At 42.7% G+C, this 24028-nt stretch carries 15 protein-coding genes and 1 riboswitch; all 15 genes read right to left on the reverse strand.

Features of this window, described 5'->3' with window-relative positions:
* Positions 1-120 precede the first annotated feature (120 nt).
* Positions 121-4311 (reverse strand): two-component regulator propeller domain-containing protein, encoded by a 4191-nt coding sequence (locus SNE26_RS15405; RefSeq protein WP_321554827.1) that lies wholly within the window; start codon positions 4309-4311, stop codon positions 121-123.
* A gap of 173 nt (positions 4312-4484) precedes the next feature.
* On the reverse strand, positions 4485-5027 hold the full coding sequence (gene idi / locus SNE26_RS15410) for an isopentenyl-diphosphate Delta-isomerase (RefSeq protein WP_321554828.1): 543 nt from the start codon (positions 5025-5027) through the stop codon (positions 4485-4487).
* A gap of 89 nt (positions 5028-5116) precedes the next feature.
* A complete protein-coding gene (locus SNE26_RS15415; protein WP_321554829.1) occupies positions 5117-6034 on the reverse strand; it encodes a bestrophin family ion channel in 918 nt (305 codons plus the stop codon).
* An 89-nt stretch (positions 6035-6123) separates the two neighbouring features.
* On the reverse strand, positions 6124-7560 hold the full coding sequence (locus SNE26_RS15420) for a SusD/RagB family nutrient-binding outer membrane lipoprotein (RefSeq protein WP_321554830.1): 1437 nt from the start codon (positions 7558-7560) through the stop codon (positions 6124-6126).
* A gap of 6 nt (positions 7561-7566) precedes the next feature.
* The gene (locus tag SNE26_RS15425; protein WP_321554831.1) at positions 7567-10749 is read right to left on the reverse strand and encodes a SusC/RagA family TonB-linked outer membrane protein; all 3183 of its coding nucleotides are present in this window, start codon (positions 10747-10749) and stop codon (positions 7567-7569) included.
* 377 nt (positions 10750-11126) lie between these two features.
* Positions 11127-11696, reverse strand: coding sequence for a TlpA disulfide reductase family protein (locus SNE26_RS15430; protein WP_321554832.1), 570 nt, complete (start codon positions 11694-11696; stop codon positions 11127-11129).
* A gap of 119 nt (positions 11697-11815) precedes the next feature.
* A riboswitch (SAM riboswitch) is annotated at positions 11816-11929 on the reverse strand.
* Between the two features lie 167 nt (positions 11930-12096).
* Positions 12097-12858, reverse strand: a complete 762-nt coding sequence (locus SNE26_RS15435; protein WP_321554833.1) for a glucosamine-6-phosphate deaminase — start codon at positions 12856-12858, stop codon at positions 12097-12099.
* Between the two features lie 18 nt (positions 12859-12876).
* Positions 12877-14064 (reverse strand): N-acetylglucosamine-6-phosphate deacetylase, encoded by a 1188-nt coding sequence (gene nagA / locus SNE26_RS15440; RefSeq protein ID WP_321554834.1) that lies wholly within the window; start codon positions 14062-14064, stop codon positions 12877-12879.
* 487 nt (positions 14065-14551) lie between these two features.
* On the reverse strand, positions 14552-15328 hold the full coding sequence (locus SNE26_RS15445; protein WP_321554835.1) for an isocitrate lyase/phosphoenolpyruvate mutase family protein: 777 nt from the start codon (positions 15326-15328) through the stop codon (positions 14552-14554).
* A 445-nt stretch (positions 15329-15773) separates the two neighbouring features.
* Positions 15774-16154 (reverse strand): nuclear transport factor 2 family protein, encoded by a 381-nt coding sequence (locus SNE26_RS15450; protein WP_321554836.1) that lies wholly within the window; start codon positions 16152-16154, stop codon positions 15774-15776.
* A 71-nt stretch (positions 16155-16225) separates the two neighbouring features.
* A complete protein-coding gene (locus tag SNE26_RS15455; RefSeq protein ID WP_321554837.1) occupies positions 16226-17041 on the reverse strand; it encodes an AraC family transcriptional regulator in 816 nt (271 codons plus the stop codon).
* 199 nt (positions 17042-17240) lie between these two features.
* Positions 17241-19436 (reverse strand): family 43 glycosylhydrolase, encoded by a 2196-nt coding sequence (locus SNE26_RS15460; RefSeq protein WP_321554838.1) that lies wholly within the window; start codon positions 19434-19436, stop codon positions 17241-17243.
* 27 nt (positions 19437-19463) lie between these two features.
* On the reverse strand, positions 19464-20423 hold the full coding sequence (locus tag SNE26_RS15465) for a family 43 glycosylhydrolase (RefSeq protein ID WP_321554839.1): 960 nt from the start codon (positions 20421-20423) through the stop codon (positions 19464-19466).
* 236 nt (positions 20424-20659) lie between these two features.
* Positions 20660-21832, reverse strand: a complete 1173-nt coding sequence (locus SNE26_RS15470) for a DUF5009 domain-containing protein (protein WP_321554840.1) — start codon at positions 21830-21832, stop codon at positions 20660-20662.
* Positions 21832-23985: an alpha-N-acetylglucosaminidase gene (locus SNE26_RS15475; RefSeq protein ID WP_321554841.1), complete on the reverse strand. Its 2154-nt coding sequence runs from the start codon at positions 23983-23985 to the stop codon at positions 21832-21834. Before SNE26_RS15475 ends, SNE26_RS15470 begins: the two co-directional genes overlap by 1 nt.
* Positions 23986-24028: the final 43 nt, after the last annotated feature.

Consider the following 24028-nt stretch of genomic DNA (forward strand, 5'->3'; position numbering starts at 1 on the left):
TGCGTGTAAAATGCAAAATTGAGTGAGGGGTAAATTCTGATTAAGACAGGGGGTATTTCATAAAAAAGCCTCAAAATCACTGTTTTTGAGGCTTTTTAAAGAGGGGGTAAATTAATATTGCTAATTCTCCTTAATCACATCCCGGTTCACGTTGTAATTGTTGTGAAATGGCTTGCGGTATTTCTTGATATAATCAGACGGGTTTATCCCGAACAACTTGTTGAACTGCTCCCTGAAGTATTTCAAATCATTTAAACCTACCTTATAGGCAGTTTCATAAACTGTACTATCGGTTGTGAGCAAGATCTCCGCAGCCTTACGCAAGCGGATAAAACGAATAAAGCTGTTTGCCGATTGCCCCGAAATGGATTTGATCCGCTTATATAAATTAGAATGGCTCATGCCTATTTCGGCGGCAAGTGTTTTAATGCTGAAGTCGGGATCGGTTAAATGCTGTTCAACTATCTGGAGGCATCTCTCCAAAAACTCCTTGTACTCCTGCGAAATCTTCAGATCATTTGATTTGTTAAGGGTTATCTCATTGTAGAAATACTTTTGGAGGTTGTTCCTGCTTTTCAGGATGCCGTTAACACGGGCCACCAGGATCTCCTTTTCAAAAGGTTTGCTGATATAATCATCAGCCCCTCCCTCAATACCTTTGAGCTTTATTTCGGGCGATGAACTGGCGGTAAGTAATATTACCGGAATATGATTTAAAACAGGGTCTTCCTTAATACGGCTGCATACTTCAATACCGCTTAAGCCCTGCATCATTACGTCGCTTATCACAATATCGGGCACCAGATGATAAGCAAGCTCAAGGCCGTCTGTTCCGTTATCAGCTTCAAAAATCTCAAACTCACCGGTAAAGATCTGTTTAAGGTAAGTGCGGATCTGCTGGTTATCATCAATCAGCAGCATGGTTTTGGTATCAGAGCTTAAAGCATCATGGCTTTTATTAACTGTCACAACAATTTCGGGCTCCGCTGCAATTAATTCGCCTTTGTTCTCCATCAGCTCATCCAAAAACACCGAGGTTTCGGCAACGTCTTCAAAAACAAACTGCTGTCCAAAATGCTCTCTGCCTTTTAACAACGACACATTGAATACCGTGCCCTGCCCCTGCTCGCTGGTATAGCTGATAGCTCCTTTATGGTTTTCAATAAATGCTTTAACCAGGTAAAGCCCGATGCCAAAGCCACCTGCCAGGGGTACCGAATTCTGTAACTGGTAAAACTTACCAAATAACTGATCGCCGGTACCTTCGGCTATACCGCAGCCGCTATCCTTTATTTCGATGGTAATTTTATCATTAAAATCGGTTATCGTACAAGTTACTATGCCATACTCCGGCGTAAATTTTAATGCGTTCGAGATCAGGTTAAATAAGGCTATTTCCATCTTTTCCCTGTCGGCATAAATCTCTATCGCCTCCTTTTCGCTTACAAAATCAAACTGGATATGTTTGGTGCGTGCCTGGTGATTAAAACATAAAAACACCTCATGACAAAGCGATACAATATTGAGCCTTACTATTTTGAGCTTATCGGTATCGCTTTCGGCTTTCCTGAACAGCAAAAGCTGGTCAACCAAACTTAAAAGGCGCCGTGCATTGCGGTAAATGATATGCAAATTGCCGGCATCATCAGTAGCCTCGCCCTTCCCGAACAGCATGTCCTTTACCGGGTTAATGATGAGCGTTAGCGGTGTACGGAATTCATGCGAAATATTGGTGAAGAAGGAAAGTTTACGCTCGTTGAGCTCCTTATCTTTTTCGGCCGAAAGCTGGGCTACTTTAACTTCGTATTTAAGCCTCGTTTGACGGCTTCTGTAAAGTATATAGTAATAAGTAACAAGCCCCGCTGTAGCTATATAAATTAAATATGCCCACCAGGTTTTATACCAGGGCGGCAGGATTTTAACCTGTAACGTAGCGTAATTATCAAACCATAAGCCATCCTGGTTGGATGCTTTTACCTTGAACACATAATCCCCGGGTTCAAGATAACGGTAGGTAGCCAGCCGCTGATCGCCAACATAGTTCCAGGTTTTATCAAGGCCATCCAGTTTATAAGCAAAACCGCCCTTATCAGGATAAGTATAATTTAACGAGGCATACTGGATAGAAAACACCGACTGATCGGGCTGTAATGTGATCTGCCTTGCTTCGTTAATGGCTTCGGGCAATACGGCATGGTCCTTGTCAAGCTCGCCAACTTCAACCTGCTTACCAAAAATCTGCAAACCCGTGATAATAACTTTGGGTTTGTAATCGCTTTGATTTACTTTTTCAGGGTCAAAAAAGTTAAGCCCTTCTGTTCCCCCAAAATACATTAAGCCGTTAGCGGAATCAAACAAAACAGACCCCGCGTTAAACTGCCCGGCCTGCAGCCCATCCGACTGATCATAATTTAAGATCTTGTTATTACGGGCATCAAGGTTTGATAACCCTTTATTAGTACTTACCCATAATGAGCCATCGGATGATTCTTTAATGGCCGATACTGTATTATTGGCGAGACCATTAGTTTCATTAAACTTTTTAAAAACCCTGTTTTTAAGATCATATGAAATTAGCCCATCCCCCTCCGTTCCTATCCATAAGCGCTGTTGCTTATCAGGATGGAGTGAAAAAATCACCTGGCCGGGTAAATTGTTTTTTTCATCGGCAGGTTTAAAATACCTGCTGAATTTCTTTTGCGCGGCGTTATAAAAATCAAGTCCCCCGCCATAAGTACCAACCCACAGATTACCTTTATCGTCTTCGGCAATTGATCTTACATCGTACGATGTAAGGCCGCTATTGGCAGGTGTATAATTGGTGAATGTTTTTGTAACGGCATTAAACAGGCACAAGCCGCCGCCATTAGTGCCAATCCATAAATTTTTATGCCTGTCCTGGTAAATAACCCTTACATCGTTACCACCCAGGCTTTTGTCATTTCCCTGGCCGTGCGTGTAATTGACAAACGAATCTGTTTTCTTGTTATACTGCAAAAGGCCTTTTGCATAAGTACCAAACCATAAATTACCGTCCTGATCGGTATATCCGTATAAGATGGCATTATCGGTGATGCTGCCTGGTTGCCCATCTGCTTTATATTGCTTTATTAAGGTACCGTTGTGGCTGGTTTTATAAATCCCCTCGCCATCAGTGCCCAGCCATAAAAAGCCGTCGCGGTCCTGGCACAGGCCATAAAACCTTACTAAACTTTCGCCGCTGGTTCCATATCGCTTTTTAGCGATCTTTGAAAATTTTTCCTTGATGCTGCTAACCATGTAAATACCATCGCCATAGGTACCTACCCAAACATTTTTATCCTTATCTATATAAAGCGTTTGAACAGAGCGCTGTGTAAGATAATAGCCGTCATCGCCGGTAACCGGTTGCAGAAAAAAGTTATTGGTGTTATAGTTAGGGGTTGAGCCAATATTCACTTTAAACAGCCCGCCATCCTGTAACCCGACAAGCAACTGCTTATCGCTATCCTCAATAACCGATATGTATCGTTTACTTTTAATACCCTGCTGACCGGTTTGCAGTAGGGTAAATTTATTTGATTGTCTGTTATAGTAGCCGAGCCCGCTTCCGGTTGCTATCCACATGTTGTGAAAATGATCTTCAAAAATATCATTGATCCGGGTAGCCGGCAGGTTGGCTATTGGGGGGCCTAAGCCCGCCAGGTTGGCTATCACACCATCTTTATGACTAAAAACATTGATACTCCCTTCCTGTGTACCCACCCAAACAAGGCCCTTTGAATCCTCATACAAACAGAGGACCCTATTGCTTGACAGCCGGGATAAATTGGCCTGGGTATAGTTAATAACCTTTGCCGATTGGGTATTGAAATAAGAAAAACCCTGCCCGTAGGATGTTATCCATAAATTACCGTCATGGCTTTGGATGATGTTACCAATATCGTTTTTGGCAGCCCTGTTAGAAGCAAATTTATAATGGATAAACTTTTCTGTACGGCTATCAAATTTGCTGAGCCCGTTTCTTGACGATACCCAGATGCTGCCATGAACATCGCACAAAACCTTTTGTACATAGTTACTGGCCAGGGCAGTTGAATCGCCCAGGCGCGATTTGAAAACCTTAAAAGTTGTACCATCAAAACGATTGAGCCCATCATTGGTGGCAAACCACATAAAACCCTTATCATCTTGTGTAATGCTGTTTACGATGCCAAAAGAAAGACCATTTTTTAAAGAATAGTTGAGGATCTTATTTTTGATGGGCGACTGCGCATGGGCCGAAGAAATGATCAAAAAAAGAACAAAACAGCAGAAGGATCCCTTTTTCATTAACAAATTGCAGGCTGTGAATTACACAAATAATTGGAAGATTAAAGCTACCTAATTAATTGTAAAGTAAACAATAATATTGCAAAAATGTAAAATACCCGTTACAATAAGGAGTAATGGCTCACTTCTATCATATAAAAAATTTGTAAGTGCGGCGTTATTTACAGCAGTGGTTACTGCCCATTGGTGATCTGTAATTGCTGATAATGAGCCATTACCTCGTCGAAACATATGGCAAGCCACCGGGTATAATTGCCGGGGTTTTCTTTAAGGTCGGTTGCCAGCCGGGCCATGGTTGTGTATTTATATGAGGATACTTCATCATGATCAGGGATGGGCAAGGCATCGGTGACACCAAAAAACACATGATCGTATTCATTCTCAACCAGGTCATCCTGGATAGCTGCACGGTATATAAAGGAAAAAACAAAATTAAGCTCACTGGCTATTCCCATTTCTTCCTGTAACCTGCGATGTGCTGCTGCAAGTGTGAGTTCGCCGGGCCTTGGATGGCTGCAGCAGGTGTTTGTCCATTTACCGCCCGAGTGATATTTGCCTTCGGCGCGCCGCTGCAATAGGAGTTCTCCTTTTTTATTAAAAATAAAAACTGAAAACGCGCGGTGCAGGCTTCCCTGAAGATGCGCTTCCATTTTTTCCATAGTACCAATTTCCTGATCATCGCGATCAACCAAAATCACGGTTTCCTCTATCTTCACTCGCTGTTATTTTTGTTACACTCCTGATGAAAAACGCTCATCTATGGAGTTTTGTTATTTTGTTTTATTATGACGTAAAAAAGGCAATGTTAGTCGATTATCCGGCCCTCAACTTCTTTAATATCTGGCAATTGTTGCCCTCCTATTTCAAGCAGCGTAGTTTCTATCATCCGGCACATGGCGTTTAAAGCCAAATCATTATCCTCTGTTCCGAAAGGTTCTTCAATTTCATCGGCAATGGCTTCAAACGCGACAAATGTATAGGCAATAAAAACAACTATGAATGGAGTAAGCCAGCCCAGGCTATCAACCAGGCCAAAGGGCAGCATAAAACAATACATATAAACCGTGCGGTGAAGCAATACCCGGTAACTGTAAGGAATTGGCGTAGATGCTATCCTCTCGCAGCCGCCTACAATGTCCGATAGTTTATTGAAATTTTCCTCAAAGGCAACCTGTATAATAGAATCGATTTTTCCCTTCGATTTAGCTGTGCGCACCCAATTGCCCATTTCACTCAGGAGCATGATAGGTTTATATTTAGCCTTTCCTATTCGCGAGGCTAATTCGGCGGGCAGCCTTTGCTCAAGATCGGTTTTGGCATCTGTACCACGTAACTGATGCTTGAGACTGTAAGTTAAAGTTATGAGCAACTGGATGAAACTTTTTGGTTCCTGATCATCAAATTGATAGCCGGTGGTAGTGAAAGCTTGCCGGGCCAGCGAACGTGTATCGTTTAATAAGGCCCCCCATAATTTTCTGCCTTCCCAAAAACGGTCATAACTGGCATTGTTCCTGAAACCTAAAAACAGGGCAAGTGCTAAACCAAATAATGTAAATGGCGCCGGATTAAGCGGTACCTTGAACGAAAACAAAGAACCATGCAGATAAACTATAATTACAGATAATACCAACAACAAACCAAGGCGGGGCAGCAAGCGCGGCAATACAGAGCCGTGCCAGATAAACAGCATCCTGAACCAATGCTCTTTTTTCCTGATAATCATGCCGCAAATTTCAGCTTTATTTTCAATAAAAAACGGATTTCCCTTTTGGAGAAACCCGTTTTTCAATCCTATTTGATAAAGATGCCTGCTTAATTTACATCAAACCAAAGTTTGGTAGTAAGTGCATCGGCTCCCTGTGCGGCTACTGCCGACTGGTAATTGGTTTTGTTCAGCGATTGTTCGGTGCCCGGATAAATAAACCTTACCGGTATTTTACCATTCAGGGTCCCGGTAACGGCAGGTTGCAATTGCGGGTAATCAAGCCTGCGCCATTCGGTCCAACCTTCAAGTCCCTGCCCAAACAGGGCCAACCATTTTTGCTCGCCAATTGATTTTTTATAGTTAGATGCATCATATTTAACTGCCGGCTGTGCCAAATAAGTTACAATATCAGCCGAAGAGATACCGTATTGCGCTAATGCAGCTGTAACAGCCTGGCCATATAACGAGGTAGCATCCTCAGTGGTAAAACCGCGTGCAGCGGCTTCAGCCCTGTCAAACAAGCTCTCGGCGTAACTCAATATTACGGCCGGGGTGTGCGGAGCCCTGAAGTAAGTACCCGGTTTTGATGTTTTGGTAAAACCGTAGTTGCTGGCATCACCTACTAATAAGCCATTTGGCAAGCCAACATATTTTTGCGGTGTTGCATCCTGCGTTGGAGCAGCGTATATAGATAAGCGCGGATCGTTGAGCGCAAACAGCTTATCAACTATGGTTTTGCTGATACGGTAATCATCACGCGTGTCAAACAGATTGCTTACCGGGTTTTGATTTGGCGAATCAATATAGGTGAACTGAGCTGTTTCGGCGTTCGAGCTGATGTATGAGCCCCCTTCGGCCTGGATATCTGCCAGCACTTGTTTGGCTTTGGCAGGTTCCCTATCGGCTATACGTAAAGCAATACGAAACCTTAAAGAGTTGGCAAACTTTTTCCATGATGCAATATTGTTACCATATATTACATCACCGGCTATAGCCTTGCCCGAAGGATCAAGCGCTGTTTGAGCGGCTTTCAGGTCATCCAGCAAAGCAAAATAAACATCTTTCTGAGTATCATAAGCAGGGGTAAGGTATTGATCGATATTGGTTGCCTGCTTGTAAGGGATATTGCCAAAAGCCTCGGTTAATAAACTAAATGTCCATGAACGCAGCACCAACGCAACACCTTTATAATTAGCATTACCCTGCGCATCGGCAAGTCTAATAATCTCATTAAAGTTTATAATACCTTTTGCATAACCTGCCGACCAAAGATCTTCAAAAGCAGTGCTGGCATAAATATACCTGTCGGGATCGGTATACTGAATTTTAGACCAGTATTGCACAAAAAGCAAACTGGCATCCATATTATTAGCTACCCCCCAATAAGTATCGGCAGTTGCTTTGGTTGCAGCGGTCAAAAGGTAATCTGGCTGTGCTGTTTGTGAGCCGTTAGGATTTTGATTGATCCTCACAAGTTCCTTTTTGCACGATGTTACCGATAATAAGATCGCGCCGGATAATATGCTTATATATTTAAGTTTCATGATGTTTTAAAATTTAAGGTTTACGTTAAAACCGATGTTGCGTACAGTTGGCAGGGTAAGATCTTCCAATCCCTGGCCATTGCCTGTATTGAAGGCAGTTTCCGGATCAATATTCGGAGCGTTTTTATGGATGATCCACAGGTTACGGCCAACTACCGAAAACGTAGCTCCCTGGAAACCTATCTTATTAATCAATTTTGCCGGTATGGAATAGCCCAGTTTCACTTCGCGAAGTTTGATATATGAGGCATCGTATACAAAAGCTTCGTCAATATTGGTAAAGCCTTTATAGTATGACTGTGCCGGTATGATAGTGGTATTTGGAGAGCCATCGGCCTTTACGCCTTTAAATATCATACCATCGTTATATACAGTTACACCGGCAGGGGCCGCACCGGTAACCTGCACTGCCGGATTTGTTGGTTTATTATCCGGATAATAATAGCTCAAACCGCCATTGGCAGCGCCGCGCCCAGGTAATGTGGAAGCAAGTACACCGGTATAGGTACCTGTGCGGTTTGTGTTTGAATAAATAGAACCACCGAAACGCGCGTCAACCAAAAAGCTCAGGTTAATTCCCTTGTACGAAAAACTGTTATTGATACTTCCTAACCAATTTGGGGTATACTTACCAAGAGCACGTTTGGTTGCGCTGAACACAGGTATGCCGCTGCCATCAATGATAATCTGCCCGGAAGCATTGCGCTGGTAAGCAGTACCATAAAGTGTTCCGTAAGGCAAACCACGCGCGGCTAAAACCTGTACAGTGCGGTCGGATCCTAACGGTACGTTTTCAAGGCGGCCTTCAGCATCAAGCGAAACTACTTTACTGCGGTTTAATGAGTAGTTGGTAGTAATATCCCAAGTGAATCCTTTAGATTTAATCGGGGTAAGGCCCAACTGAACTTCCAGGCCTTTATTGTTGATACGGCCACCGTTTATTACTTTGTAGTTATACCCTACTGCTGAACTTACCTGTACTGTAAGAATCTGGTTAGTACTATTGGTGTTATAGCCACTTACATCCAGATGTATCCTATCATGAAAAAAACCCAGTTCAAAACCAGCTTCTGCCGATGTTGTAGTTTCTGGTTTAAGGTGATTATTCAAATCAATTGCAGGTGAACTTAGTTGCGGGTTGCCATTAAAAAGAGTTGAAGAAGTGAAAACATTAATTAATTGATAAGGATCAGTCGCCTTACCTACTTTTGACCAGCCTCCTCTCAATTTAGCATAGGTGAGCACATCGCTTTTGATACCCAGTGCCTCTGACAATATTAAGCTGCCGTTTACGGATGGATAGAAATAAGACAGCGCGTCGGCCGGTAAGCTTGATGACCAATCGTTACGGGTTGTAAAGTTAATAAACGCATAGTTTCTGAAGCCAAGCTGTGCCGAGCCAAAGTAGCTGTAAGTTTTTAGTTTGCCATATTCATTGGTTGAAACCAGCGGATCGCGGGAGTTGCTCAGCGTATATAATCCGGCAACGGCAAGTTTTGGTGCTACCTGATCGTTTCGTTCGGTTGTCCTGACGGCGATATTGCCGCCTCCAAATACATCAAGCGAAAAGTCATTATTTAGCTTCCTGGTGTATTGCAATCTCGCTTCCGTATTATTTTCGTTTACGCTGTAAGCATCCTCTTCGTATGAGCCAAATGGCGTTCCGTTGGTGCCATAGGCTACTTTGATCTTACGGCGGTCATTATAATAATCGGTACCTGTGCGAAAGTTTGCCGACAGGCCATCGATGATCTTATAATTCAATTCGATGCTACCTATCAGGTGATTTTTATGCTGACCAACCGTGTTTTCATAAGCCAGCCAGTAAGGGTTGCTGTAATAGCTGTTATTCCAGTTAAAGGTATTACCATTGGCATCTTTATAATTTTTCAACTGGTTGATATCAACCTGGCGACCAAACCAGGTAAACTGCAGCATGGTGCTGGTTGCCCGTTTTCCATATGTGCCCGGAAGGTTGTCAGCATCGTCCTTGCTGTAATCAACAATAGTATTTACAGTTAATTTAGGATTAATACGATAGCTCGAATTTAAAGCGAAAGAGTTGCGCCCTTGTGAAGTATTAGGTACAATACCTGTTTGGTGCAGGTTATTATATGATAGCCTGAAATCGCTTTTATCGCTGCTGCTTGCTATCGCGATGCCATTATTAAGTGTAACCCCGGTTTTGAAAAAGTCTTTTACGTTATCGGGATGCGCCACAAACGGAACAGCCTGGCCGTTTGAATAAAACTGCGGGATCAATGAACCATCCAATGCAGGGCCCCAGCTTTCGTCAACACCATCGTTAACACCGCCGCCTTTGCCATCAACATAATTGAATTTTCCATTTGAGCCCTGTCCATACTGGTTCTGATAATCGGGCAGTAACTGCACATTTGAAAAACTGGTATTGGAGTTTATGGTAACACCCAATCCTTTTGCACCTTTACCTGTTTTAGTCCTGATAAGAATAACACCTGCTGCCGCACGTGAACCATAAAGCGCAGCAGCGTTTGGTCCTTTCAACACACTTACCGATTCAATATCTTCCGAATTAAGATCCGAAATAGCATTGGCAAAATCCCTTGAACCATTAGTTCCTAAAAACTGGCTGTTATCAACTATAACCCCATCCACCACAAATAAGGGCTGATTATTACCTGATATGGAAGTTTCGCCGCGGATAACAATGCGCGATGAACCCATATCGCCCTGGCTATTGGTAACCTGTACACCGGCAATTTTACCTGCCAGCGCGTTTACAAAGTTGGTTTCTTTTGCCTCAGATATATCTTTTGATTTTAAACCCTGCACGGAATAACCCAACGACTTTTTATCTTTTGAGATATTGAGGGCTGTTATAACCACCTCATTCAATGAATTTGGCGCTTCAATTAATACGATATTTAAGGTTGAAGTACCTTGCGTAACCGGAATCTCCTGGGTTGTAAAACCAATATAGCTCACCCTGAGCACATCGTTCACATTAGCACTGATGGCATATCTGCCATCTACATTGGTTTGTGCACCCGTGTTTTTACCTTTAACAGATACACTAACACCGGGCAGCGGCAGCCCGTCGGCTTTAGCGGTTACCACCCCGCTTATTTTAACGGATTGCCCCGCAACCGTTTGGACGAGAATAAAAGGCAATACAATTGCCAGTAATAGCTTGTAAATTTTTAACATGATAATTAAAATTGTTTTAATTTTTAATGCCGATACAGGTACAAAAAGCATGGCAATGGCCTCAGCAGGCATGATTTGCCCGGCTCATAAACCTAATTATAGCTGTAAAGAATTGATTAGGGGGATAGTATCTATTAATGCCATTGCAAGCTGCAGCATGCCTGGGCATTAATACCATACATGCTGTAAGAAATTAACAGCAACAATGCATGCTTTGCATACTTGAATAGAATTTACACGTTGATTGTGCTAATGAAACCGAAGCATTTTTGTGTAAGGGGGTAGTTTTTGTTTTCATAAAAACGGGTATTAAATAAGTGCAGATAGATAGATTTTTGATTTAATGGCTGTTCACAGGGCTGCTATCAGTAGCTTTTTTAGTTAACAGATGCTATTTTATTGTTCACCAAAGCATCAACCGCTTTTAACATGGATGCAAATTCCTGTTTATCATATAAACGGGTGAGATAAACTATTTTTCCATCACGGTTGATAACCACGTTGCGGGTAACGCCGCTCTTTTTGTTAGCATATCGGCCGAAGATCTCAGCACCCGGATCCAGTGCCAGCGGATAACTGATATTCATAGCCTGGTGGAAACCCTTCACTTTTTCAAGCGGCTCATCGCGGTCAACGCCGATTAAAACCAGGCCTTTATCTTTATAAGCCTGCCAGATCTCTTTTTCCAAATGAGGCATTTCCTCGCGGCATACGCTGCACCAGCTTGCGGTAAACTGCAGGATAACCACTTTGCCCCGCAATTGCTTTAATGATGTTTTAGTACCGTCGTTGAGTACAAGGTCGAAATCTGCCGGAGCAACGTCGCCCGTTTTTACGATATAACCGCGGTCGACCGCAGCAGGGTCGGCGGCAGTTTTTGTTTGCGCGGCAGCCAGCAATGTAGTTATTGAAAGTGAGCAGGTAAAAAGTAAATGTTTAATGTTCATTGCTATACATGTTAAACCGTAATATCATCCCGGTGATATTTCAATAGTTTATTAACAAGAAAATTGAAGAGAGAAAGGAAGTATACAGCGCCCTGCACTATGCAAGGCAATAGCGTATTACATTATCTTTTCCACCCTATTTTGGGCAGACAGGAATTAGCACCTTTATAACAATGGGCTTACAGGTTGCTAAGACATCACAGGGCCTTTCCCTCAGTCTTTCTTGATAATAAAATATTCAAAGAACCGTTTTGATGATGCAAATATATACAAATACTACTAAAACCATAGACTTTATATAATTATTGCAATAAAATGAAATAATCAACTGTTAAGTTCAAAGTTATAAGTCAGGTTTTTCTTTTAGATACTTTGACTTATGGCTAAAGACTCAGAACTGCTAAATCCGGCTAAAACTATCGGCATCAACAAAAAGGATAGCGTTATGATGTGTTTTTAAGATGGTGGAGGGATAACGCTCTGAAACGGGCTCATGCAGGGTATATTTTACCGCCTCCGCTTTATTAGCGCCGGGCACCATGCAAAAAATATCGGCAGCAGCCACCAGGGCGGGGATAGTTAGTGTAAGCGCGTATTCGGGTACAGTATCTAACGTTTCAAAACAACCGTCATTAACCTGCTGTTGCCTGCAGGCATGATCCAGTTGCACTCTTTTTACCATTTCCGGGTCATGGAAGTTTGCCATATGCGGATCATTAAAGGCTATATGGGTGTTCTCCCCTATCCCCATGCATACAATATCAACCGGGTTATTTTTCAGCAGCAGGGCATAGCGTTCACATTCGGCTTTATAGTTTGCGGCATTGCCATCGATATAGTTAACTGAGGCAAATGGCACCCGCTCAAAAAGCATCCGTTTAAGAAAACTGCTGAACAATTGAGGAGCAGCACGAGGTAAACCGAGGTACTCATCCATATGAAAAGCATTTATTTTTTGCCATTCAATGTCGCCGTCGCTCACCAAAGCATCCAGAAATTCATTTTGCGACGGAGCTGCCGCGAAAATCATATTGATTACAGGTTTAGTAAGCAGCAGCTGTTTAATTTTCCCGCTTACCATTTTGGCTGCTGTTTGGCCAAGAGAGGCCCGGTTTTTCAACACGATCACTTCGAGCTTTTCTGCCTTTATTTTCTTTAACATGGAAGTATCATCAACTGTTTAAATGGAATAAACAATTTTACCGCCGATGATGGTTTTATGCAGGTTGATTTCATCATCAAAAATCACAAGGTCGGCATCTTTCCCAACAGCTATTGATCCTTTGGTTTCATCAGCCCGCATAATTTTAGCCGGGGTTAGGGTCATCATTTTCACGGCATCAATTACCGGTACATCGGCAAGTGTGATCATGTTTTTAACCAGTTGAATGGTAGTCGCGACGCTTCCGGCAAAGGCGCTTCTGTCGGGCAGTTTTGCCACATTATCTTCAACTATTACTTTCAGGCCATTACGGAGATCGCCTAAAATACTTTCGCCGGGCGGCATTCCGGCGGCGCGCATGGCATCCGTTATCAGGGCAATCTTTTCCGGTCCCTTGATCTTATAAACAAGCTTAAGCAAGGCCGGGGGCAGGTGCCTTCCGTCGGCAATTATTTCTACCGTCATGTCCTCCAGTAAATAACCGCTTTCAATAACGCCTGCATACCTGTAAGCATTGCGCCGGGTTACGCCCGACATGCATGAGTAAAAGTGGGTGATATGCGTATATCCGTTTTCATAGGCTTCAAGTACTTCTTCGTAAATGGCGTTGGTATGCGCTATGGATGGCAAGATCCCTTTTGATTTCAGGAAACGTCCAAATTCAACGGCGCCTTTTAACTCGGGGGCGGCGCTCCATCGTTTTACAATGGATGAATGACGTAAAATTTCATGGTATTCCTGCGGATCAGGTAACCGGATAAAGCGGGGATCCTGTGCACCGCGCTGCTCCAAAGCAAAGTAAGGTCCCTCAATGTGCATCCCTAAAAACTGTGCCCCATCTTTGTTCAATGGCACCGATTCTTCATACAGGCTTAGGGTTTTGAGTAAAGCACCCTGCTCACAGCTTAGTGTTGTTGGTGTAAAGGCCGTTGTACCATGGCTGGCGTGCAGCTTTGCAATTTCAAGATAGGCCTCAACAGTATTATCCATAAAATCATGCCCCCCGCCGCCATGTACATGAATATCAATAAAGCCGGGCGACAGGTATTTACCACCCGCATCAATTACCGTTTCGCCGGCACTATCAATATTACCTTCAGCAATAGCGATGATTTTACCGTTTCGGGCCAGTAACGCACCGTTTCTGATGATCCGTGTTGGCGTGATGATTTTTGCATTGATGATTTTTAAACCCGGAGAGTCCATTTGATGATACTTATATGTTACATTCCAAATCATTACGTGTACGTACACATAAACAATTATAGCACTTTTTATGTCTATTTCAAAACAATAAATCGCGCTTCCATTTATTTACCGGGGGACTTTGAAACATTGCGTGAATGAAATGGAGTTTAAAACAATTCGATTTGTTTTGCTAAATCTTCTCCCGAAAAATTTCTACACGAATCTTAAATTAACACCTATTCAAAATTCGTGTAATTCGATTAATACGTAAAAATTCGTGTGGGAATTTTTACCTTATCGTTTTTTAATCGCCATATGATTTCAAAACGATTTCCATTATAATATCAGGCCTTATTATCCTATAAAAAACAAAAAGCCCCTAACGCTCGCCGCAGGGACTTTTAACCTAAACTTATTTGTAGATTTATAACTACATCCACAATAACTTCAAGTCTCGCAAAAAAGTTTTCATCTCCTTACAACCTATAGTTGAGATTTATCGGCTTCAATTAAAGAGACTTGCAAAACTATTTTCGGCAGTTATCTTTTCAATTGAGGTTTCCAATGCTTTGTAAATGTTCATATTCAAAAAAGGGCCTGCACTAATCCTTTTAACACCAGCATCCTGTAATGCCTTAAAATCCGGAAGCCCCGGTATGCACATTACATTAACAGGGAGGCGGGATAACGCAGTTATTTTTTCAATATCAGCTATTTGGGTAATACAAGGAAAAAACAAACCGTGTACACCTGTATCCTGGTAAAGTTTAGTCCGGGCTAAAGCATCCTCCAGCGCATTTGGTAAACCAAGCAGGAAGGAATCGGCCCGCACATTTATAAATACTTCTACCCCGGCAGCAGTTAATAATGAGGTGATCTGTTTAAGTTTCGCGGCAAAATTATTAGCATCAACAATGCTTCGTTTACCATCTGTTACTATCGAATCTTCTATGTTGATACCTGCTACTCCAATATTATTTAGCTTCGTTATGTTATTACAGATTTCTTCCGGTGTATCGGCACAGCCGGCTTCAAGATCAACTGTTAACATGGCCGATGTTGTCGCCGCTATCCGTTTGATAACAAAAAGATAGTCCTCAAAACTCATTTCTTCACCATCTGCAAAACCCAGAGAGCTGGCTACAGCTGCGCTTGATGTGCCGATTGCCGCAAAGTTCAACTTATCATAAACCTGTGCGCTTTGTGCATTCCATACATTGCCGATCTGCACAGCTTCTGCTTTATGGTGCAAGGCTAAAAATTCATTAAATCTATTTTTCATGTTCTTGTTTTTATTTTATGCTCAAAAGTAGCACTACGGTTTTGTCTAAAATTGTATAAAACGGAAGAGATTAAGGCGAAACAAAAGAGGTTGTATCATAAATCAAATTGACCACCTCTGGTGTTGTGTTACCTATGAATTGAAATTTAGCCGCTAATATTTATACAAAAAGGGGGTTAACATATTTTTAGTATAAAAACACTCAATTAACTGATTATTAACTACATAAGTAAATGTTAACCCTGAATTGTGTTAACCCTGTTAACCCTCCTGACCCGTCCGGAAATAGCTATACAGATTTGTGAGTAAATCCTATTTAACTATGCAAGCTTTGTCAGTAGAGTTAACCTAAAACTATATATATCGCTTAAGTATCTGAATAAGTCAAAAAAAAGGCCGTATCACGATTTATGATACAGCCTCGTTTTGTTTAAGATGGAGAAAATCAGGCTACGAGATTAGCTTCAGCCCCGAAAGCATGATCGATGACAATTTTCCAGCTGCCATCGGGTTGTTGCTTCATCAACTCTATCCCTTTTGCAGCGACTTGTGTTTTGCCATTGTCCGTAACGCTCCACTCCGACCGGCCTACAGCCACATCGCCCGATTGCAGGCAATAAACGGTTTTGATCTCCATCACTCCCGGCACCGCACAGATGCTTTTAACAGCTTCCTCAAATTGGGCCCTGCCTGATACTTCTTTTCCCGGTTCGGGGAAAATGATGCCGTTGGCATCATACACATTCATAACTACATTTACATCTTTGGTGTTAAAAGCTGCCGCAAGTACTGCGTGCACTTCCTGTGGTGTTTTTGCTGATTTCATTTTGTTATTTTTTTATTAACAGCAAAACTATGTGGCTTAAACAGCCAAAAATTGTATAAAACGGAAGCGTATTAGCCGCCTGCCAATACCTGGTTTATTGGCGATGCCTGAGCAGCAAAGGCATTGGGCGTAAAACCCGTAAAAAGTTTAAATTCCTTTATAAAATGGGCCTGGTCAAAATAACCTGCGCTATACGCTACGTTGGTCAGTTTTTCTTCGCTGGAGCTTACCAGGTTAAGGCTATGCTGAAAGCGGTTTATTTTATAAAATAATTTTGGCGGCAAACCGGTGCACTGCGAAAAAAGGGTATTCAGGTGCCTTGCGGAAATATTATATCGGTTTGAAATGGACAAGATATTATCGTCGCTGTAGTTCTTTTTAAGATTGCTTACAATATCCCCTATGAATTTGATCTTCGAATGCTTTTTTTCAGATACAGACAAACGGCTCCATAAATAATCTTCAATCATGGCCACCTTGGTATTCAGATCGACTGTCTCCAATAATTTTAAATAAAGCGTTCTTAATTTAGGGCCGAATACATGCGTGGCATCAACAATTTCATTATTAAATTCTGATACGTTTTCGTCAAAAAAATAAGCTGCCGAATGCGGGTAAAAGCGGAAGCCCAACATTGTATTTCTCCCTACCGACTGTATAGCCAATGGCTTAGTGATCTGGCCCCAAAGCTCGATAGGGGGCGTAGTGTAAAACACATCGCCTTTTTTTGATTTCCAGTTTCCGGTACCCAGGTTAAAGATCACTTCCATTGTTCCGCTCGGGAACACGATATCATCATAGCTTCTGTCCGAATCGGATTCGTACAGGTAGAAGCACTTGATATAAGGCTGCAGCTTTGGGCCCGGAAGGATTTCTTTGAAAACCATTACTACAAATATAGGGTACAACGAAGTCCCCCAATTGTAAAAAACGGAACAAATTATATAAAAGCTAAAAGCAGAAGGCATAAAGCCTAAAGCCAATATTGTCCTGTCCTGAAATTAGTTTGGATAGATTTATAAACAAAAAAGCCATGCGAACTATCAGTATGTTCACATGGCAGCTATACTATCCAATAACCTATGTCTACTTTTTTACATGTACCGGTTTTATACCTTCATGTGTCGGTTCCACCTGTTTGATCAGTCCCTTATCATCAAATTCCATTTTATCGATACATACCTCACGGTTATATCCCGCGGCATCGCCCATGGTAATCCCTTTGGGATAATTGAACCGGTGATAAACAATATACCACTCATCCGTGCCTGGGATCTGGATCACCGAGTTATGGCCTGTACCATAAATACCTTTAGCCGCATCTTTGGCAATAACAGTGTTTTGCTCAGGGATCTCGATTGGTCCCAAAGGAGATTTGGCAGTGCCGTAATGCACGCTGTAATTAGGGCTGCGGGTATCATTTTCCGACCACATGAAGTAATAGGTGCCATTACGGTAGAATACATAGGTGCCTTCATTATAATGAGCATATGGGGTTAGGATTTTGGTGGTGCCCGGCTTCAACGAAATCATGTCATCATCTAATTCGGCTACGGCCATATAACCATTACCCCAGTACAGATAATTCTTACCTGTTTGCGGATCGGCAAAAACATCGGCATCGATCTGTTGCCCGCCTTTAACGCCTTCGGGTAATTGTGCTACCAGAGGTTTACCCGAGTCAGTGAACGGCCCGGCTGGATCATTTGCCGTTGCAACCCCTATTTTTTGTGCAGCAGCAAAATAGTAGAAGTATTTATACTCGCCACCAACCTTCTTTTCGATGATGCAGGGTGCCCAGGCATTCTTTTTTGCCCAGCTCACATCCTGCGGCAAATCAAGGATCTTGCCTTCATCTTTCCAGTTAACCATATCATCAGAAGAGAACGCTTTAAAATATTTGCCCGACCAGCCATCAAAACCATCGCTGGTTGGATAGATATAGAACTTGCCTGTTTTTTCGGCATACAAGATCTCCGGATCGGCATAATATCCTGCTATAGCCGGGTTATGGGTTTCCTGGGCAGTAACCTCAAAAACCTGTGCTTTTTTACCCGCTATGCTTACTGAATATTTAACTGTCCCTTTCGTAAAATCCTGCGGTTTTGCAGGACTGATAGTAACACCTGGAAACAAAGTAAACTGCGGATCAAATGATTTTAAATCAGTGCCCGGTTTCACAGGCAGGTGCACTTTATGACTTGTTGGATCCAAAACAACATTGATGGTTTTAATCTGCTTGTTTACAGGCGAAAGTACCACATCTTCGGGCGTTTCCCATTTTGCAGTTAATGCCGCCGCTTCTTTTGAGGTTATTGGCATTACCGTGCCATGACGCGGATGGAAATTCATGGATACCTCGTCATCGATCAGTTTAAAGTTTTCAAGATCGGTAGTCCTGGTAAACTGGTATTTACCTTGTGTATACATATCATACATCAAAATATAACCGCTGCCATCGTTTAATTTGAAAGTGCCGGCGCCCTCTACCGGGTCTTTGGTTTGCTGTACGTACTTATCCCGCAATACATATCCTGATGTTAGTTTATCCGATACCGCTATTTTTATGCCTGCACCCGATCCTTCTGTTTTAAAAAACAGGTAATATTTATTGTTCTTATAAACGATATCTCCATCGATACAGGCACCACCATCAGGCTTAAAGAAAAGTTGTTTGGGTTCGGTTTCCAAGCCTGTAAAATCCTTGTTGGCATAGGCGTAATAGATCTTATCGGCCTCTTCGCCAAAACGCATCGACCAGTAGATCACGTATTTTTTAGCCTGCGGATCATAAATAGTTTGCGGAGCCCACACCCTGTTTACACCAGCAAATTTTTCATAAAGCTTGGTGATATCAATAGTTTTAGAGCTCCAGTGTACCAGGTCGGTTGATTTGAGCAGCACCATAGAATAATCAGGCCCCCAGCCGTATTTTTCAGTGTTCATGTCGGTTGCTACCATATAAAAAGTTTTACCATCGGCAGCACGCATAATATGTGGGTCGCGCACACCGCCGGTAGCACTGATGTCAGCCGATTTTAAAACAGGATTATTATTATTCAGCGCGCGGAAATGATAACCATCATTGCTCAGGGCAAAACGAATTTCTTCGCCGCCTTTGCCGCCAGTAAAATAAGTAAAGAGGTAGGCACTGAACCTGCTATTCTGTTCAGATCTCTTGCCTGATAATCCTTGCTTTTTTACCGCCTTACCATTACCTGGCTGCGCAATGCATACGAAATAAAAGATGGTCAAAATGCCCAGTAAAACTATTTTTCTCATGTATATATTTATTGTTGGTTCAAATTATCAATTGAATTTTTGGACTCCTTTAGTGCTCACTTTTTTGATATTACCATCCGCGTCAAAATTTAAACTATCCAAACACAGTTGCCGCAACACAAACGATTCCTTTTGCGGAAAAATGCGGTGATATAAAATATAGCGCTGCCCTTTTTCGATAAAAGTAGTATGGTGACCGGGGCCAATCACCGTACTATCGGCCGAAGTATTTAATATAACCCGGTGTTCATCTTCCCGGAAAGGGCCGAGCGGGCTATTTCCTTTCGCATAACCTACCTGGTAGGTGGCATCAATGGCTTTACCCTCTGAAAACATGAGGTAATAGGTTTGGTTGCGTTTAACCATATGCGCACCTTCAAAAAAATGAGGTGTAGTGATGTCTTGGGGTGCTCCGTCAAACGTAACCATATCATCCTTCAGCTTTACAGCCATGCAATGCCCATTGATCCATTTATACCCCGATCCCCAATACAGGTATACGCTGCCATCGGCATCAATAAAACAATCCGGGTCGATATTATGCACCTCGGTATAATCAGTGGATTTCACCATGGGTGTATTGTCGCTTTTTAAGTTTTTCCACGGACCAAGCGGCGTGTTGCTCACTCCTCCCCAAACCTCGCCGCCTACGGCTACATACATGTAAAATTTATTGTCTTTTCCTTTTACTACAGATGGCGCCCAAACCATTTCGTTAAGAGCTGTTGGACTTGTACAAGCTTGTTTAGTAGGCCAGTTGATGTGATGCCGGGTAAATTTGATAAAGTCGGTAGTTTCCAGTACCGCCAGTTCCTTATCACCCCAGGGATCAATTGTGGCATAAATGAAGAAACGGCCCTTATCTTTTACAATAGTTGGATCAGCAAAATATCCGCCGGTTATGGGATTTGGGATCATTTGCTTTTGTGCGCGCAAAACTGTGCCAGCCAAAACAAGAATAAAAAGGAAAAACAGGTGCTTGGTCATAACGAAGATAAAAACATCTCAATATTAAGTGTTATTTTAACAATTAACTAATTTAATACGATTTTATCTTAATTATTTTATGATCGTTACTTGGGTATTAAATATCTTTATGTAGAGACGCATAATTGCGTCTTCCAAAGGACAAGCCACTTTGTAACCGAGTAAGCTGCCTACCTTGCATGCAGGAGACGCAATTATGCGTCTCTACAATTTCAAAATTTAAACAGCATCTAAATCTATATTTTCAGGAAAATCTTATTCCTATATAAAAAGTACAACAGCGCAAGCTGTACAATTACAATGGATATTGCTGCCCATACCGGTTGCCAGCTTTGAGCCAGATGACTGATAATTCCTCCGAAGAAAAAATTAGCTGTATGCTGAAAATCAACCATCCCTTCAGCTGCCAAATAGATCAGGATAGAATTTACCCCGATAAGCACAAAAGGAAACGCCCATTTCCGGTACCCGGCAACATCTATCACCAGGTAAAATATCGAAAGGAAAACCACGCTCCATCCGCCTACAAACATTACAAACGAACTTGTCCATAAACGTTTATTTATCGGGAAAGCAAGGTTCCAAAGCAGTCCTACGCCGATAAATAACATACCGACTGCGAATAAGCAAACACCCTTTTTCCACATCGGCCATTTTGCAGATTCAAGCTTCAGGAACTGGCCTGTAAAAATACCCAACATGGCCGTCCCAATAGCTGGAATGGTTGATAATATGCCCTCAGGGTCATGCACTTTATCGTGCAGCCTGCCCGGAAGTAACAAACGGTCGATATATGATTCAAGGCTGCCGTTCATAGTTAAAACCCCTGTCCCGTACCCGGGCACCGGGATGAGTTCCATGGCTGCCCAATAACCCAGCAACAAAATGCCAAACCATAAAACCTGCCCTCGTATGCTGAAATTAAGATAAATAATACCTGCAAAAAACCAGGCCAGACCGATACGCCCAAGCACACTGGCAAAGCGGGTATTCTCCAAACCGTTAAACTTAAACAAGCCGTTAACAACTACTCCTAAAAACAGCAGGATAATGGTACGCCTGATCATGGAACGATAAATTTCACCTTTGGAAGATGAGGGCAACAGATACGGATGGGCTACACCATGTTTGGCAACTTTACCTCCCATTGAATAAGGCATCGAAACACCTGCAATAAACAAAAACAGGGGAAAGATCATATCATAAAATGTGATCCCGTTCCACTCAGTGTGATGTAATTGTCCCGACATCCATACCATAAGCGGCCAGCCGGTGGCTTTAGCAAGGGCATGCACTACCCCTTCTCCGCTCATGATCCAAAACATATCAAAACCACGAAGAGCATCTAACGATAATAATCTTGCCGGCTTCGCAGCAATATTTCCAGGTTTAGCTGTTGATGTATCCATTACTTTAGATCGTTCCCCATGTTTGTTCTGTATTTTTCATAAAGCTGTTTTGCAACAACCGTGCTGCTGCCGGCAGGAGCAACAGGATAAGTTTTGGACGAATTAACCCATTGCCATTCCCAGTTACTGATTGATTTATCAAATTGTTTAAAGTCGGGCTCTTTACCTGTTTTTATTGATCCTTTCAGTAACTCAAAGAATTTTTGCCAGCGTACCTTGTAAAAATCATTGAGCAAACCGCTCCATTGCCTGCACGAATATTCATGCAGCGGACTATCGGCATCGCCCCAAAGTGTTATCAGGTTACGGGCATTTTTTTCGTAAAGTGCTTTTTCACCAGAGGTTGTTCCCCAGCTACGGGCATCAGCTATCCAGGGGCCAAGCATAAAATCCTTGCGGGTGCCCAGCAGTCTGTCCATATCTGTTATCAGGTTAAGGTATTCGGCCGTATACTTATCAAAAGCCTTTTCATCTTTATCATGATAGGCTTTGATCCATTTTAACTGGAGCGGCCTGCCGTAGTTGGCCAGTACCTGCCGGGTTACATCAACCAGGTCGTAATTAAACCCGCTGCTTAGTTTACATGCAGGTATAGCCGCGATGATTTTGTCCCAGGCAGGCAGCAGGTCTTTCCGGTTGTAGTTTAAACGGGTGCGGGTCCATATCGCAGCCGAATCAAGCGTTGGCCGACCGGTGATGATCGATTCGGCCCCGTCACGGATGTCCTTTCCATTAAATACGGTTGCCCTGAGCGTTTGCCAGGCATCAAGTGCATCCTCGCTTTTTACACCATAACGATTAAATAAGTACTCCGGCAGCCATTGATCAAGATCAATTGGCTTATTTTCCCAGGTATGCTGTGTCATTAACTCATAAAGCACAGGAGTTTGTTCAATGGCCTCCATGGTTAAGCCAATCCCAACCATTTTCCCCGAGTTCGGGTCGTTAAGAGCCTGTGCCGGCTGTGTTGCTACCGCTTCTATCCTGCCAAACAAACTATTGTTGCCCCCATAGTTATGCAGCATATTCCAGATCCAGGGCTTTCCGTAAAACGCATCCGTCCGTTTCCATATTGGTTCGTAGTCGGTATTGAGATCAAGCACAATCATATGATCATTGGGTACGGCATTCAACAATGCTTTGATCTGCTCGTTTTGCCAGAATTTACGGTCGCTGAAAAACAACCAGCCCTGCATTACCCAAACAGCTTTCGGATCGGCCTCTTTCATGCCGTCATAAACCCTTGCGCTCAGTTCCGACAGGAACTTAGGATCATTTGAGGGTGGCTCATTCTCATTAAAAGTATCAGCAGAGTATAAGTGATCTGTACCGTAAACCTTGGTTTGTTCCTGTATAAACTTTTTACCAATCTCCGCAAATAAGGGATCTTCCGAATCAAGGATATAAGTATCGGCGAAGCCATTGTTCCAGTTGGTTTGTTTCAGCTTGGCATTGGGAAAATGTGTTTTAAACGATGCCGGCACGTGACCTGTAAACGCCGGAAGCACCGGTTTTATCCCAAGTTCACGCTCGCGCTGCAATATTTTAACCTGCAGTTCCTTATGACTGCTTATCCAGCTTGCCGGCAGGGGCCCATCCCATTTATCAATATTGCCCATATAAAACCAGCCAAAATAGGCCGGCCCTGTAAAAAAGTTCTGCATGTCTTTATCGCTAAAGCCCATGCTTTTATAAACTTTATCCCACACGTACTCCTGCCCGGTTATAGCCAGCGGCATGTTGATCCCGTGAAGGGCCATCCAGTCAATTTCCTTTTCCCATCGTTTCCAGTCCCACCAGCTCATGCTATAGCTATAAGTACAATAGTTAAGGTAGTACCGGTATTGGTAAGGCGTAGTTTTATGAACCTTTTGGGCTGGCATGGGCAACTTTACGGGAAGGTTCAGATTTGTGCCATTCCATGTGATCTGGCAATGCGCATATTCGGTAAGGTAGTAATATAATGCCGACGCTACCGCAATACCATTATTGCCCCTCAAGATAATTTTACCTTTGGCTCCTTCCACTTCAAAAACATCTTTGGCTTCACTTTCGGAAAGCGGCTGAACAATAAAATTTTGTGCATAACCGGGCACCACCCGTTTAATTAAAGCATAAGAAGATGGTACATGCAACTGTGCCTCAGCGCTCATTATTCCACTGCATATGCCACAGAGCAGCATACAAATGAAAACC

The sequence above is a fragment of the Mucilaginibacter sp. cycad4 genome, assembly GCF_034263275.1.
Taxonomy (GTDB): Bacteria; Bacteroidota; Bacteroidia; order Sphingobacteriales; family Sphingobacteriaceae; genus Mucilaginibacter.

Excerpts from the sequence above, each read along its gene's own strand:
- SNE26_RS15470 (WP_321554840.1), bottom strand. The coding sequence starts at position 21,832 with ATGGATACATCAACAGCTAAACCTGGAAATATTGCTGCGAAGCCGGCA.
- SNE26_RS15405 (WP_321554827.1), bottom strand. The coding sequence starts at position 4,311 with ATGAAAAAGGGATCCTTCTGCTGTTTTGTTCTTTTTTTGATCATTTCT.
- SNE26_RS15455 (WP_321554837.1), bottom strand. The coding sequence starts at position 17,041 with ATGGTTTTCAAAGAAATCCTTCCGGGCCCAAAGCTGCAGCCTTATATC.
- nagA (WP_321554834.1), bottom strand. The coding sequence starts at position 14,064 with ATGGACTCTCCGGGTTTAAAAATCATCAATGCAAAAATCATCACGCCA.
- SNE26_RS15475 (WP_321554841.1), bottom strand. The coding sequence starts at position 23,985 with ATGAGCGCTGAGGCACAGTTGCATGTACCATCTTCTTATGCTTTAATT.
- SNE26_RS15445 (WP_321554835.1), bottom strand. The coding sequence starts at position 15,328 with ATGAAAAATAGATTTAATGAATTTTTAGCCTTGCACCATAAAGCAGAA.
- SNE26_RS15465 (WP_321554839.1), bottom strand. The coding sequence starts at position 20,423 with ATGACCAAGCACCTGTTTTTCCTTTTTATTCTTGTTTTGGCTGGCACA.
- SNE26_RS15415 (WP_321554829.1), bottom strand. The coding sequence starts at position 6,034 with ATGATTATCAGGAAAAAAGAGCATTGGTTCAGGATGCTGTTTATCTGG.
- SNE26_RS15460 (WP_321554838.1), bottom strand. The coding sequence starts at position 19,436 with ATGAGAAAAATAGTTTTACTGGGCATTTTGACCATCTTTTATTTCGTA.
- SNE26_RS15430 (WP_321554832.1), bottom strand. The coding sequence starts at position 11,696 with ATGAACATTAAACATTTACTTTTTACCTGCTCACTTTCAATAACTACA.
- SNE26_RS15435 (WP_321554833.1), bottom strand. The coding sequence starts at position 12,858 with ATGTTAAAGAAAATAAAGGCAGAAAAGCTCGAAGTGATCGTGTTGAAA.
- SNE26_RS15425 (WP_321554831.1), bottom strand. The coding sequence starts at position 10,749 with ATGTTAAAAATTTACAAGCTATTACTGGCAATTGTATTGCCTTTTATT.
- SNE26_RS15450 (WP_321554836.1), bottom strand. The coding sequence starts at position 16,154 with ATGAAATCAGCAAAAACACCACAGGAAGTGCACGCAGTACTTGCGGCA.
- SNE26_RS15420 (WP_321554830.1), bottom strand. The coding sequence starts at position 7,560 with ATGAAACTTAAATATATAAGCATATTATCCGGCGCGATCTTATTATCG.